Below are 15,012 nucleotides of genomic sequence, written 5' to 3' on the forward strand. Positions count from 1 at the left end.
TGCGCTGGGCGTTGTGGTTGCCGACGCAACCGTTCTGTCGGTTGCTGGCCATCCGCCGTTACTTCGTTAGGGGGACGTTTAGGGAAATTCCCCTAATTCCGCTCCCACCCCTATCCGGCGGCCCCGGCCGGTCGTAGGGGTCCGCCCCGTTTCGGCGTAACGCGATGCGCTCCTAGCGTGATTTGCATTCCAACGACTGCGGATCAGCGAGGTCCGCCGGGACTCAGGAGAAGATTCTCATGACACCCAACGCGATTCTGGAGTTCATCCTCGGTCTGCTGCGGAACCAAGAGGCCGCGGTCGCCTACTGCGCCAACCCGACCCAGGCGCTGGCCGCCGCAGGCCTGAGCGCGGTGACGCCGGAGGACATCGCCCTCTGCGCCCCGATGGTCGCCGAGTCGGCTCTGGTCACCGGCGGTTCCCAGTTGCAGTCCATCGTGGCCGCGGGCGCGCAGACCGGCACGGCCGCCGCGATCGGTGCGGCGAGCACCGTGGGCGCGGCGGCGGTGGCGGATGCCGGAGTCGACCTCGGCACCGATCTCGGCGTGGATCTGGGTGCCGGTGCGGGTGGCGGGCTCGACGTCGACCTCGGTGTCGGTACGGGCGTGGACGTGGGTGCCGGACTGAACACCGCGATCGAAACCGGCCTGGAGCTCGGCGCGGGTCTGGGCGCGGGGCTGGCGGCGGGCCTCGAGACCGTGGTGAACGCGGGCGCCGACCTGTCCGCCGCCGTGGGCGGCCTGCTCGGCGCGGGCGCTCAGGTGATCAGCGGTATCGGCGCGGGCCTCGACCTGAACGCCGACGCCCAAGGGCTGGGCGACATCGCCGCCGGCCTGGAGACCGGCCTCTCCACCGGCATAGACGCGGGCGCCGGCCTCGGCGCGGGCCTGGAAGGCGCGGCGGACGCGGCGGTGGGCTTGGGCGCCGGGCTGGAAGGCGCGGTGAACGGGGCAGCGGGACTGGGCGCCGGGCTGGAAGGCGCGGTGAACGGGGCAGCGGACCTGGGTGCCGGACTAGGCGCGGGGCTGCAAGGCGCGGTGGACGCCGCAGCCGGTCTGACCACAGGCCTGGACGCCGCTTTGGGCACGGGTGCGCAGGCGGGCGCGGGCCTCGGCGGTGTGATCGACGCGACGACCGGTTTGACGACCGGGCTCGGCGCGGGCCTGGGAGGCGCGGTGGACGCGGCAACCGGCCTGACCGGGGGTATCGGCGGCAGTGTGCAGACGGGTGCTGATCTCGGTGCGGGTATCGGGAGTGCTGTCGACGCGACGACCGGGCTCGGCGCGGGCCTGGAAACCGCCATCGGTGGCGCGGCGGACATCACGACGGGTGTCGGCGCCGGTCTGGAAGGCGCTGTGCAGGGTGCCACGGACATCTCCGCGGGATTGAACGCGGGCCTGGAAGGTGGTCTGGGCGCGGCGACCGATGTGACCTCGGGCCTGGGTGCCGGTCTTGGGGGGGCTGTCGACGCGACGACCGCCCTCGGCGCGGGTCTGGACAGCGCGGTCGGTGGTGCGGTGGACCTCACCACCGGTGTGGGCGCGGGCCTGGAGGGTGGTCTGGGCGCGGCGACCGACGTAACCGCGGGGCTCGGTGCGGGTGTCGGGGGAGCTGTCGATGCGACGACCGGTCTCGGCGCGGGCTTGGGTGGCGCCGTCGGTGGTGCGGCTGATGTCGCCGCAGGTCTCGAGGGAGCTGCGAGTGCGGCAACTGATCTGACCACGGGGCTCGGTGCCGGTGTCGGCGCGGGCCTGGAGGGTGCCGTTGATGCGACGACCGGTCTCGGTGCGGGTGTGGGGGGAGCTGTCGATGCGGCGGGTGGCTTGGCTACGGGTGTGGATGCGGCGCTGGGTGCCGGCGCAGAGGCGGGCGCAGGTCTGGGCGCTGGGCTGAACGGTGCCGTCGATGCGACGACCGGCCTCGGCGCGGGCTTGGGTGGTGTGGCTGATGTCAGCACGGGTCTGGGGGCGGGCATCGGCGGAGCTGCGGGTGCGACGACCGATCTGACCGCAGGCCTCGAGAGCGCGATCGGCGGGGTGGCGGATCTCGGTACCGGCGTGGGTACAGGCCTCGAAGGGGCCGTTGATACGACGACTGGTCTCAGTGCGGGCATTGGGGGTGCGGTCGATGCCACGACGGGGCTCGGTGCGGGTCTGGAGGGCGCTGCGGGTGCCGCCACGGATCTCGATGCGGGTCTCGAGGGCGCTCTCGACGCGACAACCGGCTTCGGCGCGAACCTCGGAGGCGCTGTGGATGGTTCCGCCGGCGCTGCTACGGACTTGACCGCGGGCGTCGGTGCGGGTCTCGGCGGCGCTGTCGATGCGACGACCGGCTTGGGTGGGAGCCTGGGAGGTGCTGTGGATGGTTCAGTTGGTGCCGCTACGGATTTGACCGCCGGTGTCGGTGCGGGTCTGGAGGGTGCTGCGGGTGCCGCCACGGGGCTTGGTGCGGGTCTCGGCGGTGCTGTGGGTGGTTCCGCCGGCGCTGCTACGGATTTGACCGCTGGTGTCGGTGCGGGTCTGGAGGGTGCTGCGGGTGCCGCCACGGGGCTTGGTGCGAATCTTGGCGGTGCTGTTGATGCGACGACCGGCTTGGGCGCGAATCTTGGAGGCGCTGTGGATGGTTCCGCTGGCGCCGCGACGGGTCTTGGTGCGGGTCTGAACGGTGCTGTCGATGCGTCGAACGGTCTTGGTGCGAATCTCGGGGGCGCCGCGGGTGCGGGTCTGGAGGGCGCGGTGAACGGAGCCGGTGGGGTGACCACCGGTTTGGACGCGGCTCTCGGCAGCGGTGCGCAGGCGGGTGCCGGTCTCGGCGCCGGGGTGTCCACCGGGTTGCACGGGGCGGCCGACGCGGGTGCGCAGATCGGGTCGGGTCTGGAGACCGGGCTCGGAGGCGCGCTCGATGCCACCGGGCAGGCGACGACCGGGCTCACCGGCGGAATCGACACCGCCGCGCAGGGTTCCGGCAACCTGGCCGCCGGACTCGGAAGCAACTTCTCCTCCGCCATCGGTGGTGCCGGAAGCCTCGGAACGCAGGCGACGGCGGGCCTGGAGACCGGACTCGCGACGGGTCTCGGCGCGGCCGTGAACACCGGAGCGGAGCTCGGCGGCGGACTGGACAGCTCCCTGCACACCGGCGGGCAGGCCGGTGCGGGCCTCGGGACCGGTCTGGGCGGGGCGCTCGACGCCGGAGTCCACGGGGCGAGCGGCCTGGAGACGGGCTTGTCCGCCGGCCTCGATGGGGCCCTGTCCACCGGCGTGGGCGGTGGGGCACACGCCGGTACCGGCCTTGGAGCCGGGCTGACCGGTGCCATCGACGGCGGTGCGCAGGCAGGTGCGGGGCTGGGTTCGGGGCTTTCGGCTGGGCTCGATGCGGGAGCTCAGGCGGGTACCGGACTCGCTTCGGGGCTTTCGGCTGGGCTCGATGCGGGAGCTCAGGCGGGTACCGGACTCGCTTCGGGGCTTTCGGCTGGGCTCGATGCGGGAACTCACGCTGGTGCCGGACTCGCTTCGGGTTTGTCGGCCGGACTGGGCACGGCCGCTGAAGCCGGTGCGGGACTCGGCTCCGGACTTTCCACCGGGATCGAGGGTGCGGCTGGTTCGGGCTTGGAGACCGGCTTGTCCACCGGTCTCGGCGCTGCGGGCAGCGCGGGTGCGGGTCTGTCGAGTGGTCTGGAAGGCGCGTCCAGCGCGGGAGCGCATCTCGGTTCGAGTCTGGACAGCGGTATCGGCGCCGGTTCGCACGCGGCTTCCGGTCTCTCCACGGGTCTCGACGCGACGGGCGGCCTCAGCGGTGCGGCGCACTCGACCGTGAGCGGCGCGGCGGACGCGGGCGCCGGACTGGCGGGCTCCGCCGGCGGCGCGGCGCACGGTGCCGTTGACACGGGTGCGGGTCTCGGCGGCAGCGTCGGCTCGACCGCGCACACCTGGTCCTCGCTGGATGTGTCGAGCGCCTTCGGTTCGGGCTTGGACAGCACCGCGGGCGGCCATGCCGACGCAGGCCTGTTCGGCGACACCCATGCGGGCACGGAGTTGAGCGGTTCGGCGGGCGCCGAGCTGGGTGGCGATACATTCCTGCACTGACAGTTGCCCGGTAATACGGAAAGAGGTCCATACCGCGATGGGGACACCCGCGCCGAACGCCACTCCACCGGCGGTACCGCTGCTGTCGGTACTCGGTGAAACCATCGCGGCGGCCCGTGCCGCGGGCCGCAACGATCTGGTCGGCCGCCTCGAAGTGGCGGCCGACCGGGTCCGCGACCCGCGGCGGCGCATCGTCGTCGCCGGGCAGCTGGACCAGGGCAAGAGCCGTTTCGTCAACGCGCTGCTGAACCTGGACATCTGCCCGGTGGGCGACGACGCCACAACCGCGGTGCCGATGCTGCTCGCGCACGGTCCGGAGCCGCGCGCGGAGCTGGTCCTCGCGGCGCACGGCGACTCCAGCGGCGCGGAGACCAGGGTGACGGTGCCGATCGCCGAGATCGGTGCGATCGATCATCGCGCCCCGCTCGCGCAGGGACGTCGGATCGTGCGGCTCGAGGTCCAGATCCCCAACGCGTTGTTGGCCGATGGCATCGTGCTGATCGATACTCCCGGCGTCGGCGGGCACGGCAACGCTCACGCGGCGGGCGTGCTCGGACTGGTGCCCGCCGCGGACGCGGTCCTGGTGCTGTCGGACGCGTCGACCGAACTCACCGAGCCCGAGCTGGCGTTCCTGCGGCAGGTGCGGGAACTGTGCCCGACGGTGGCGCTGCTGCTCACCAAGACCGACCTGTACCCGCACTGGCGCCAGGTGCACGAGGCCGATCTGGGCCATCTCGCGCGGGCCGGCCTCGACGTGCCGATGATCCCGGTGTCGTCGCTGCTGCGCAGTCACGCGATGCGGTTGCAGGACGCGCAGCTGGGCGTCGAATCCGGCTTCGGCGTGCTGTACACCTTCCTGCGCGACCAGGTGGTTGCGCGCGATCAGCTCGCCACCCGCACCGCCGTGGCCCGCGACATCCGCTCCGCGGCAGAGCATCTCGCGCTGGCTCTGGGCAGCGAGCTGGTCGCGGTCCGCGATCCCGCCCAGGGCGCGGCGGCGGTGCGCGAGCTGCAATCCGCCCGTTCCGCGGCGGAGGAACTGCACCGCAGGACCGCCGCCTGGCAGCAGACGCTCGCCGACGGCATCACCGACCTCGCCGGAGACGTCGACCACGACCTGCGCGACCGTCTGCGCAATCTCGCGCGCAGCACCGAGGAATGGATCGACGAGCACGATCCGGGCAGGCACTGGGACCGTATCGCCGAACACCTCACCGGCACCGTCGATACCGCGCTCGGCGACAATCTGCTGTGGACCCACGCGCGAGCGATTCAACTCGCCGAGCGCGTCGCCGAGCACTTCTCCGAACTCGGCGCCGTCGACCTGCCGGACGTGCGCCCCGGCGCAGGCGCCGACACCGGCCGTGCCATCACCGGCACGCTCGCCGATCTGGAACCCGACATCGGTCTCGGCAGCAAACTGCTCGTCGGAATGCGCGGCTCCTACGGCGGCGTGCTCATGGTCGGGCTGGCCACCACCTTCGCCGGGCTCGCCATGCTCAACCCGATCTCGATCGGCGCCGGTTTGATCGTGGGCGGCAAGGCTTTCCGGGACGACAAGCAGGCCAGGCTGGCCAAGCGGCGCAACGAGGCGAAGGCGGCGGTGCGCCGGTTCGTCGACGATGTGGCGTTCCAGGCGGGCAAGGAGTCGAAGGATCGACTGCACCGGATCCACCGCGCGTTGCGCGACCACTACGCCGGCGTCGCCGAACGCAGCCTGCGCTCGATCGATGAGTCGCTGCGGGCCGCGCAGGAAGCGGCGTCCATGGTCGCCACCCGCCGCGCCGAACGCGGTGCGCAACTGGAACAGCAGCTGCGCGTGGTCGCCGAACTGCGCCGATACGCCGATGCCATGCAGAACGCACTACCGATGGGACCCGCCGGTACGGTAACCCCGTGAGACGTGATGGTGGCCCGGTGCCGGGAATCGTCGCCGAGGCGCATCGGCTGGTCGGGGCGGCGCAAGCGGCGCTCGCGGGCGAGCCGCGGCCTCGTGCCCTGCTGGCCGACTGCGCCCGCCGATTGGATCAGCCGCTGCGGGTGGCGCTCGCCGGTTCGATCAAGGCGGGCAAGTCCACACTGCTGAATTCGCTTGTCGGACAGGACATCGCCCCGACCGACGCGACCGAGTGCACCAGGGTCGTCACCTGGTATCGGTACGGCTCCACACCAAGCGTGACGGCGTACGCCCCCGACGGGGCCCGCGCGCATGTCGTGGTTCGCCGTGGCAGCGGGACGCACGGGCTGACCTTCGACCTGGAGCGGCTCAACTGGAACGCCCCGGCTCCGCGCGAGGTCGATCATCTCGAAGTCGAGTGGCCCGCCGCGACGCTCGCGCACACCACCATCATCGACACCCCCGGCACGTCGTCGCTGTCGCGCGAGGTGTCGCGGCGCACCGCGCGTCTGCTGACGCCCGGCGCGGACGACGAGCGGTCCGAGCAGAGCGTCGCCATCCCGGGCGCCGACGCGGTGGTCTACCTGCTGCGCCGGCTGGACGCGACAGACGTGCAGTTTCTCGAGCGCGTGGGCGCCGGAACCGCCGTGGCCAACGGTGGACCGGGGGCGCCCGGCCCGCTCGGCATCGTCGGCGTGGTCTCGCGGGCCGACGAGATCGGGGCGGGCCGGATCGATGCGCTGCACTCGGCGCGTGACGTCGCCACGCGTTTCGCCGGGGAATTGGAACGGACGGGTCTGTGCCAGGCGGTGATCCCGGTCGCCGGCCTGCTCGCGTTCGCCGCGGCGACGCTGCGTCAGCAGGAGTTCGCGGCTTTCGAGGCGCTGGCGCGGGTCCCGGTCGACGAACTGAGCGCCGCGTTGCTCTCGGCGGACCGTTTCGCGCGCGCCGACGTGCCGCTTCCGGTGCCGCCGGAACTGCGCGCGCAGCTGGCCGAGCGGTTCGGGTTGTTCGGCATCCGGATGGCGGTCACGCTGATCCGGCTCGGCGTGCGCGATTCGGCCACGCTGGCCGCGGAATTGACCAGCCGCAGCGGCGTGGACGAACTGCGCTCGGTGCTCGACGTGCAGTTCGGTCAGCGCGCCGATCAGCTCAAAGCGCATTCCGCGCTGACCGCGCTGGCCCGGGTGCTGACCGCCTATCGAGGCACCCCGGCCGATCGCCTGCTGCCCAGGGTGCGCACCCTGCTCGCGGATGTGCACGGTTTCGCCGAGCTGCGCCTGCTCGGCCGCCTGCGCACCGACGAGCTGGCGCTGCCCGCGGACGATCTCGCCGAACTGCACCGCCTCATCGGCGGCTCCGGGATCGCACCCCATCTGCGCCTTGGCCTCCCGATCGACGCACCGCTCCCCGCGCAGCGTGCCCAAGCGATGGCCGCGGTCCGGAAATGGCGCGCGCGGGCACGTCACCCGCTCGCCGACCAGTTCACCGCCACGGCCTGCCTGACCGCCGCTCGCAGCGCGGAGGGCACCCTGAGCGTGCTGCCGGAATGATCGCCCCGGCGGCGCGGTGACCTGCGGGGACGTCGTATCCACGCCATGTAGGGCGGTGTAGTCGACGTGGGCCCGGGTATGCGCCCTGGTAGCGAGAGGAGGTAACGATGAGCCAAGAGGACGTCGTACACGAATTGCTCGTCCGTGCGGGCACGGGATATGCCGAGGAAGCGGGTATCACGCTCGACGACAAACCGGCCGCACTGTTCCAGCTGCTCATGCTTTCCCAGCTGCTCAGTGCCCGCATCTCCGCCGAGATCGCGATCGGGGCCACCCGTGAGCTGATCGGCAGCGGCTATCGGACGCCGCACCGGGTGGCGGACGCCGACTGGCAGGAGCTGGTCGACGCGCTGGGGCGGGGAAACTATCGCCGCTACGACGAGAGCACCGCGACGAGGCTGGGCCACAACGCCACGCGCGTGCTCGACCGCTACCACGGTGATCTGCGCGAGCTGGCGAAGAAGGCGGACAACGACCCGCGGCGCGCGGCCGAACTGCTCCAGGAGTTCGACGGCATCGGCCCCACCGGCGCCGACATCTTCCTACGCGAGGTCCAGGACACCTGGCCCTGGGTCCAGCCCCATTTCGACGAGCGAGCCCTGCGCGGCGCCAAGCGCGTCCAGTTGCCGGAAGATCCCGACCGGCTGGCCCGCCTTGCGCCGAACCACCACACCGCGGATCTCGCCGCGGCCCTGGTGCGGGTGACACTGGACGAGAAGATCGCCGACGAGGTTCTCGCCGCCGCGCCCTGACCGAGCGCGCTCAGATCAGCGCGGTGCCCGCACCGCGCGGGTCGATCAGGATCTTCGCGTGCCGCTCCGGGTTGCCGAGGGCGGTGAAGGCGTCCGCGACGCCGTCCAGACCGACGGTCCCGGTGATCAAGGGGCTCGGGTCGACCTTTCCCTCGGCGAGCATGTGCAAGGTGTCGCGGAACTCGCCGGGGTCGTAGCCGAGGACGAACCGCAGTTCGATCTCCTTGTTGATCGCCATGGCGGGATGGAAGCGGTCGGTCTCCATACAGACCCCGACCACCACCACACGCGAGAGGGGCGGCGCGGCCGTGAGGATCTGGTCGATGATTCCCGGTACGCCGACACATTCGAAGATGACCGGACCGGCCGGTCCCGCGTTCAACGTGTGAGCCAGCCGGAAGACATACCACCACGGCAGGTTCGGTACCCGCCGCAGGCGATCCATGGCGTCGAATCCGAGTCCGAGGATATCGGTGACGCCGTTGATCCGCCCCTTCTTCGGGGCGGCCGTCCAGGGCGATTCGGTCGCCGGGTCGACCACGACGTCGGCGCCGCATGCCGTCGCCAGTTCCCGTCGGCGCGGCGAGAAGTCGCTGGCCACCACGGTGCGCACGCCCGCGGCTTTCAGCATGCTGATCACCGCGAGCCCGATCGGCCCGCAGCCGATGACGAACGCGGTCTGTCCCTTGCCCACCCGGCCCCGGCGCACGGCGTGCCAGGCCACGGCCATGGGCTCGGTCAACGCGGCGTGTTCGGCGGACAAGCCGTTGGGCACCGGCATGGTCATCGATTCCTGGACCACCACCTGTTCGGCGTAGCCGCCGGGCGCCGCCGTCGACAGTCCCACCAAGTGGGGTTGCCTGCCGTGCCGGACGATCGGCAGCGATACCACCGGCGTTCCCGTCTTCCACCTCTTCCGGCAGTCCGGCCCGTAATCGACCACCGTGCCGCTGAATTCGTGGCCGAGCACCACGCTCTGATCCGAACGCATGAAGTGCTCGTAGCCCGTGGCCACGGCCAGGTCGGCCAGGTCGTCGGCGTGGGTGCGGGCATGCAGGTCCGAGCCGCAGATACCGCAGCGTGCCACGTCGATCAGCAGTTGACCCGCACCGGGCCGGGGCGTGGGCAGTTCCGTGACCTCGAATTCGGCGGCGGTGACGACGGCGGCCCTCATGACGACTCCTCGGATCGACGGCGCACGGTGGGCGCCTCGGCCGGGGCGCCCCGCCGCCACCCTACTGCGGCAGGGCGCACCCCGTGGCTGCCTCGGCCGTAGACTCAACGGGCCGAGGCGCTTTCGGTTGCGGCTTCAGTCAAGCGCCGCGCAGCCGCGGGTACACCTCCTGCTCGAGGTAGTCGGCGACGTCGCGGCCATGGCGACGAGCTTCGTGCACGGCGACACCGTGCCGTCCGGCAACCTCCTTCAGCGCGGGCCGCGACCTCTTCTCCACCCCGCCGCCGATCAGCAGATGGGCGAACTCTCCGGTGTCGAGTGCCGCGAGCGCCTCGTCGTCGGTGGTGACACCGCGCGCGGAGAACCCGGCGGCCCGAACCCGCTCGACGGCGGCGTCCACGGTGTTCCTGCTGCGGCCGATGATCAGAAGGTCCATCTCGCTCACACCCCTACCGGTTGCGGGTCCGTCGCATCGATATCGATCTCGTGGTGTTCGAGCTTGGCACTGCGCGGCAGCGCGAGGAAGCCCAGGCAGACCAGCGCCAGGACGCCGATGCCGTACCAGAGGGTGCGCTCGAAAGTATTCGCGAAGTTCACCGCGTTCGCCCGCATGCCCGCCGTCGTGAGTACCTGACCGACGCCGCTGGAGCTCCGCTCCGCGCCGGCCCGGCAGCTGTCCGGCACCACGGTCGGATCGACCTGCGCGGATCGATCCAGCACGCAGGCGCGGAAGTTCGCGAGGATCTCGTCCCGCGCCTGCTCGGGCACGCCTACCGCGGCGAGTTCGGCGCGAACCTCCGGCGCGACCGTGTCGACCCCGCGTGCCGAATCGTGGTCGAGCTGGGTGAAGAACACCACGCCCACGAGCGCGACGCCCAGAGCCGTGCCGAGTTGCTGCCCGGTATTGAGCAGACCGGACGCCGAGCCCGCTTCCCGCGCGGGCACCTGGCCGAGCAGTAAGTCGATGGTCGGCGCGACCACCATGCCGAATCCGGCACCGGTGACGATCAGCGGGAAGACCATCTGCCACGAGGCGATCTCCGCGCCGTAGTGCGTGGCCAGCCAGCCGTAGAGGCCGAAGCCCGCGGCGTTGACCAGGCCGCCGACGATCAGCACCCGCCTGCCGAACCGCGGCGCGAGCACGCTCACCGAGACTCCGGCGCCGATCCCCGCGCCGACCGCGAAGAACACGGCGGTCAGCCCGGCTCGCATCGGCGTCCAGCCCAGTCCCGCCTGCATGAACAGCGTCCACACCAGGAAGAACCCGCCGAGTCCGATCCAGAAAAGCAGCCAGCTGCCCAGCCCGATCGCGAACGGCCGAGACCGGAACAGCGTCAAGTCGACCAGGGGTGAGCCGACCGTCCGCGCCCGGTACCGCTCATACGCGACGAACACCGCGAAGGTCGCGGCGGAGGCGGCCATCATGACGAATGTCCAAGCGGGCCAGTCGAGTCTGCGCCCCTCGGCCAGCGGGTAGACGAGCAGGAGCACCGCGCCGATGGCCAGGATCATGCCGACCACGTCCAAGCGCGGCGCGGCGGGCGAGCGGGACTCCTTCATCACCGCCGCGGCCGCGCCGAGCGCGAGAATGCCCACCGGGACGTTGACCAGGAAGATCGGCCGCCACACCAGGTCGAACAGGTCCCACTGCACCAGCAGGCCGCCGAGCGAGAGACCGACCGCGGAGGCGGACCCGCCGACGCCGCTGTAGAGCGCGATGGCCCGCCCGCGCTCGTGGTCGGCGAAGGTGACGCGGATGATCGCCAGGATCTGCGGCACCATGAGCCCGGCCATCGCGCCCTGCACGAAGCGTGCGGCGATCAACATGGCCGGATCGGTGCTCAGGCCGCAGGCCGCCGAGGCGAGCGTGAAGCCGGCCATGCCGATCAGGAAGATCCGTTTGCGGCCGAAGATGTCGCCGAGCCTGCCGCCGGTGATCAGCACGGCGGCGAAGGCGAGCACGTAGGCCGCGACGATCCATTCGATCTGCGAGTACGCGGCGTGCAGATCGGCCTGGATGCTCGGCACGGCGACATTGACGATCGTGACGTCGAGCAAGTCCATGAATCCCGCGGCGAGCACGACCGCGAACGCGATCCAGCGGCGGGAATCGGTAGGGGGACGAGTAGTGAGGTCGGGTTCCATGAGGGCCTCTTTCGGATGGGAGGGAAGTACCGACTCCCAAACTATGCACCTCGAGTGATTATCAATCAATATGGCAATCATGAAAGGTGCGTTAATGCTATGATCGGGGAGTGCCCGAAGCCGATCCGACGCCGCTGTCCGACCACGTCGCCTTTCTGCTCGGGCAGCTCGGGTTCCACACCGCGTACCGCTTCAGCGACGGGTTGGCCCCGCTCGGCATCGGTCCCAGGCATTTCGGCACGTTGCGCGTGCTGCGCGAGCACGACGGCCAGTCGCAGCAGCAGCTGTGCGAGACGCTGGGCATCCATCGCAACGTGATGGTCGGGTTGGTCGACGAGCTGGAGAAGCGCGGCCTGGTCGAGCGCCGCAAGCATCCGGCCGACCGCCGGGCGCACGCCGTCTACCTGCTGCCCGCCGCGCATGATCTGCTGGCCCGGGCTCAACGTGTCGTCGACGGACTCGAGTCCGACCTGCTGCGCGAATTCGAGGCGGCCGACCGCGCCACCTTGTTGCGGCTGTTGCAGCGGCTCGCGGCGACGAACGGGCTGGAACCGGGCATTCATCCCGGACTCTCCCGCTGATTCCTGCCCTCCATGGCTTCCTCGCCGCGCCGGAAGTGTGTGGCAGGTCACGCATGTGCGTCGCTGTCCGGGAATTAAACGCGCGAGTCGTCCGTTGAGCCTGTCGACAAGATTGAGTGTGTACGACTCAAGTTTCGGTTGACTCCGAGACTCCTGCGAGGCAGGATTGAGCCGACCACGCTCAGTGTTGCTGGGGCCGTGCTCCGTGAGGTGCTAGGGGCGAGGTCTCGCGGCGTCCCGCAGCGGACGCCGAGGGCGGTTTCGCCCGGCACCTACACATATCGGTACGTCAATTAGGAGGAACCACTATGGCTCGTGCGGTCGGAATCGACCTCGGGACCACGAACTCGGTCGTCGCCGTTCTCGAAGGCGGTGAACCGGTCGTCGTCGCCAACTCGGAAGGATCGCGCACCACCCCGTCGATCGTCGCGTTCGCGAAGAACGGCGAGGTACTGGTCGGCCAGCCGGCGAAGAACCAGGCCGTCACCAACGTCGACCGCACCATTCGCTCCGTCAAGCGGCACATCGGCACCGACTGGTCGGTGGACATCGACGACAAGAAGTACACGCCGCAGGAGATCAGCGCGCGCGTGCTGATGAAGCTCAAGCGCGACGCGGAGTCCTACCTCGGTGAGGAGATCACCGACGCGGTCATCACCGTGCCCGCCTACTTCGAGGACGCCCAGCGGCAGGCCACGAAGGAAGCAGGCCAGATCGCGGGCCTGAACGTCCTGCGCATCGTCAACGAGCCCACCGCCGCGGCGCTCGCCTACGGCCTGGACAAGGGCGACAAGGAACAGACCATCCTGGTCTTCGACCTCGGTGGCGGCACCTTCGACGTCTCGCTGCTGGAAATCGGCGAGGGCGTCGTCGAGGTCCGCGCCACCTCCGGCGACAACCACCTCGGTGGTGACGACTGGGACGAGCGGGTCGTGCAGTGGCTGGTCGACAAGTTCAAGGCCAGCTCGGGCATCGACCTCACCAAGGACAAGATGGCCATGCAGCGGCTGCGTGAGGCCGCCGAGAAGGCCAAGATCGAGCTGAGCTCCTCGCAGAGCACCTCGATCAACCTGCCCTACATCACCGTCGACGCGGAGAAGAACCCGCTGTTCCTCGACGAGCAGCTGACTCGCGCCGAGTTCCAGAAGATCACCTCGGACCTGCTCGACCGCACCCGCGCGCCGTTCCAGTCCGTGATCAAGGACGCGGGCATCAAGGTGTCCGACATCGACCACGTGGTGCTCGTCGGCGGTTCCACCCGTATGCCGGCCGTCACCGACCTGGTGCGCGAGCTGACCGGTGGCAAGGAGCCCAACAAGGGCGTGAACCCGGACGAGGTCGTCGCCGTCGGCGCCGCCCTGCAGGCCGGTGTGCTCAAGGGTGAGGTCAAGGACGTCCTGCTGCTCGACGTGACCCCGCTGTCGCTGGGCATCGAGACCAAGGGCGGCGTGATGACCAAGCTCATCGAGCGCAACACCACCATCCCGACCAAGCGCTCGGAGACCTTCACCACGGCTGACGACAACCAGCCGTCGGTGCAGATCCAGGTGTTCCAGGGTGAGCGCGAGATCGCCTCGCACAACAAGCTGCTCGGCTCCTTCGAGCTGACCGGCATCCCGCCCGCCCCGCGCGGCGTGCCGCAGATCGAGGTCACCTTCGACATCGACGCCAACGGCATCGTGCACGTCACCGCGAAGGACAAGGGCACCGGCAAGGAGAACACGATCAAGATCCAGGACGGCTCCGGCCTGTCCAAGGAGGAGATCGATCGGATGGTCAAGGACGCCGAGGCGCACGCGGCCGAGGACAAGGCGCGTCGCGAGGAGGCGGAGACCCGCAACCAGGCCGAGTCGCTGGTCCACCAGACCGAGAAGTTCATCAAGGAGAACGAGGACAAGGTCCCCGCGGACGTCAAGACCAAGGTGGAGGCGGCCATCGCCGAGGCGAACGAGGCTCTGAAGGGCACCGACATCGCTGCGGTCAAGGCGGCCGTCGAGAAGCTGGCCACCGAGTCGCAGGCGCTCGGCCAGGCCATCTACGAGGCCTCCGCCGCGGACGCCGCCGCGCAGGGCGACGGCGCGACCAGCGCCGCGTCGGATGACCAGGTCGTGGACGCCGAGGTCGTGGACGAGCCGGTCGACACGGAGAAGAAGTGACCGAGGACAACTCCGAGAAGGAGCCGATCACCTTCGTCGACAACCGGAAGATCGATCCGGAGACCGGTGACGTCAGGCAGCAGGCCGCGGACAACGGCGCCGCGGCCGCGCAGGCCCCGCAGGTGGACGAGGGCGTGGACATCGACAACGACGACGCCCTCGCCGACACTATCAGCGGCGAGCTCGCCGAGCGCACCGCCGACCTGCAGCGGCTGACCGCCGAGTACGCCAACTACCGGCGCCGGGTCGAGCGCGACCGCAAGGCCGTCATCGACAACGCCAAGGCGTCGGTGGTCACCGAGTTGCTCGGCGTGCTCGACGATCTCGACCGCGCGCGGGCGCACGGCGACCTGGAATCGGGTCCGCTGCGGTCGGTGGCCGACAAGCTGTCGGCCGCGCTGCTCAAGCAGGGTCTCGAGGAGTTCGGTTCAGAGGGCGAGCCTTTCGACCCGACCCTGCACGAGGCCGTGCAGCACGAGGGCTCCGGCCACGACCCGGTGATCGGCATTGTGATGCGCAAAGGCTATCGCTTCGGCGATAGGGTGCTTCGGCACGCGCTCGTCGGGGTAACCGACGGCGTAGCCGATCTGACGGAAAACGCTGTTCAACCTACTGAAGAGGCATCGGATGTTGATGCCGGCGCGAACGATCAATAAGGACGCGAGAGGAGGA

At 70.4% G+C, this 15,012-nt stretch carries 10 protein-coding genes; 7 read left to right on the forward strand and 3 right to left on the reverse strand.

Translation table 11 applies throughout. The features are described from left to right. The first annotated feature begins 239 nt into the window (after nucleotides 1-239). The 4 genes from ABZW96_RS05050 to ABZW96_RS05065 all read left to right on the forward strand — a co-directional run bounded on the left by ABZW96_RS05050 (nucleotide 240) and on the right by ABZW96_RS05065 (nucleotide 8,284). On the forward strand, nucleotides 240-4,082 hold the full coding sequence (locus ABZW96_RS05050; protein WP_355071478.1) for an IniB N-terminal domain-containing protein: 3,843 nt from the start codon (nucleotides 240-242) through the stop codon (nucleotides 4,080-4,082). Nucleotides 4,083-4,119: 37 nt separating this feature from the next. Next, nucleotides 4,120-5,982, forward strand: a complete 1,863-nt coding sequence (locus tag ABZW96_RS05055; protein ID WP_355071480.1) for a dynamin family protein — start codon at nucleotides 4,120-4,122, stop codon at nucleotides 5,980-5,982. Then, nucleotides 5,979-7,532, forward strand: a complete 1,554-nt coding sequence (locus tag ABZW96_RS05060; RefSeq protein ID WP_355071482.1) for a dynamin family protein — start codon at nucleotides 5,979-5,981, stop codon at nucleotides 7,530-7,532. Before ABZW96_RS05055 ends, ABZW96_RS05060 begins: the two co-directional genes overlap by 4 nt. A gap of 107 nt (nucleotides 7,533-7,639) precedes the next feature. Continuing rightward, nucleotides 7,640-8,284 carry an endonuclease gene (locus ABZW96_RS05065; RefSeq protein ID WP_355071483.1) on the forward strand — a complete coding sequence of 215 codons (645 nt, stop codon included), beginning with the start codon at nucleotides 7,640-7,642 and terminating at the stop codon, nucleotides 8,282-8,284. A 10-nt stretch (nucleotides 8,285-8,294) separates the two neighbouring features. Here ABZW96_RS05065 and ABZW96_RS05070 read toward each other — a convergent pair whose 3' ends face one another. The 3 genes from ABZW96_RS05070 to ABZW96_RS05080 all read right to left on the reverse strand — a co-directional run bounded on the left by ABZW96_RS05070 (nucleotide 8,295) and on the right by ABZW96_RS05080 (nucleotide 11,603). Further along, a complete protein-coding gene (locus ABZW96_RS05070; protein WP_355071485.1) occupies nucleotides 8,295-9,458 on the reverse strand; it encodes a zinc-binding dehydrogenase in 1,164 nt (387 codons plus the stop codon). Nucleotides 9,459-9,597: 139 nt separating this feature from the next. Then, nucleotides 9,598-9,894 (reverse strand): hypothetical protein, encoded by a 297-nt coding sequence (locus ABZW96_RS05075; RefSeq protein WP_355071487.1) that lies wholly within the window; start codon nucleotides 9,892-9,894, stop codon nucleotides 9,598-9,600. Nucleotides 9,895-9,899: 5 nt separating this feature from the next. After that, nucleotides 9,900-11,603, reverse strand: coding sequence for an MFS transporter (locus ABZW96_RS05080; protein ID WP_355071489.1), 1,704 nt, complete (start codon nucleotides 11,601-11,603; stop codon nucleotides 9,900-9,902). 110 nt (nucleotides 11,604-11,713) lie between these two features. Here ABZW96_RS05080 and ABZW96_RS05085 point away from each other — a divergent pair, with 110 nt between their 5' ends. The 3 genes from ABZW96_RS05085 to grpE all read left to right on the forward strand — a co-directional run bounded on the left by ABZW96_RS05085 (nucleotide 11,714) and on the right by grpE (nucleotide 14,996). After that, nucleotides 11,714-12,184 carry a MarR family transcriptional regulator gene (locus ABZW96_RS05085; protein WP_355071491.1) on the forward strand — a complete coding sequence of 157 codons (471 nt, stop codon included), beginning with the start codon at nucleotides 11,714-11,716 and terminating at the stop codon, nucleotides 12,182-12,184. A gap of 308 nt (nucleotides 12,185-12,492) precedes the next feature. Further along, nucleotides 12,493-14,340, forward strand: a complete 1,848-nt coding sequence (dnaK, locus tag ABZW96_RS05090; protein ID WP_355071493.1) for a molecular chaperone DnaK — start codon at nucleotides 12,493-12,495, stop codon at nucleotides 14,338-14,340. After that, the gene (gene grpE / locus ABZW96_RS05095) at nucleotides 14,337-14,996 is read left to right on the forward strand and encodes a nucleotide exchange factor GrpE (protein WP_355071495.1); all 660 of its coding nucleotides are present in this window, start codon (nucleotides 14,337-14,339) and stop codon (nucleotides 14,994-14,996) included. Before dnaK ends, grpE begins: the two co-directional genes overlap by 4 nt. The last annotated feature ends 16 nt before the right edge of the window (nucleotides 14,997-15,012 follow it).

Origin of the sequence: Nocardia sp. NPDC004168 (assembly GCF_040610355.1) — a bacterium.
Taxonomy (GTDB): Bacteria; Actinomycetota; Actinomycetes; order Mycobacteriales; family Mycobacteriaceae; genus Nocardia; species Nocardia sichangensis.

Excerpts from the sequence above, each read along its gene's own strand:
- ABZW96_RS05080 (WP_355071489.1), bottom strand. The coding sequence starts at position 11,603 with ATGGAACCCGACCTCACTACTCGTCCCCCTACCGATTCCCGCCGCTGG.
- ABZW96_RS05055 (WP_355071480.1), top strand. The coding sequence starts at position 4,120 with ATGGGGACACCCGCGCCGAACGCCACTCCACCGGCGGTACCGCTGCTG.
- ABZW96_RS05075 (WP_355071487.1), bottom strand. The coding sequence starts at position 9,894 with ATGGACCTTCTGATCATCGGCCGCAGCAGGAACACCGTGGACGCCGCC.
- ABZW96_RS05050 (WP_355071478.1), top strand. The coding sequence starts at position 240 with ATGACACCCAACGCGATTCTGGAGTTCATCCTCGGTCTGCTGCGGAAC.
- ABZW96_RS05070 (WP_355071485.1), bottom strand. The coding sequence starts at position 9,458 with ATGAGGGCCGCCGTCGTCACCGCCGCCGAATTCGAGGTCACGGAACTG.
- dnaK (WP_355071493.1), top strand. The coding sequence starts at position 12,493 with ATGGCTCGTGCGGTCGGAATCGACCTCGGGACCACGAACTCGGTCGTC.
- ABZW96_RS05065 (WP_355071483.1), top strand. The coding sequence starts at position 7,640 with ATGAGCCAAGAGGACGTCGTACACGAATTGCTCGTCCGTGCGGGCACG.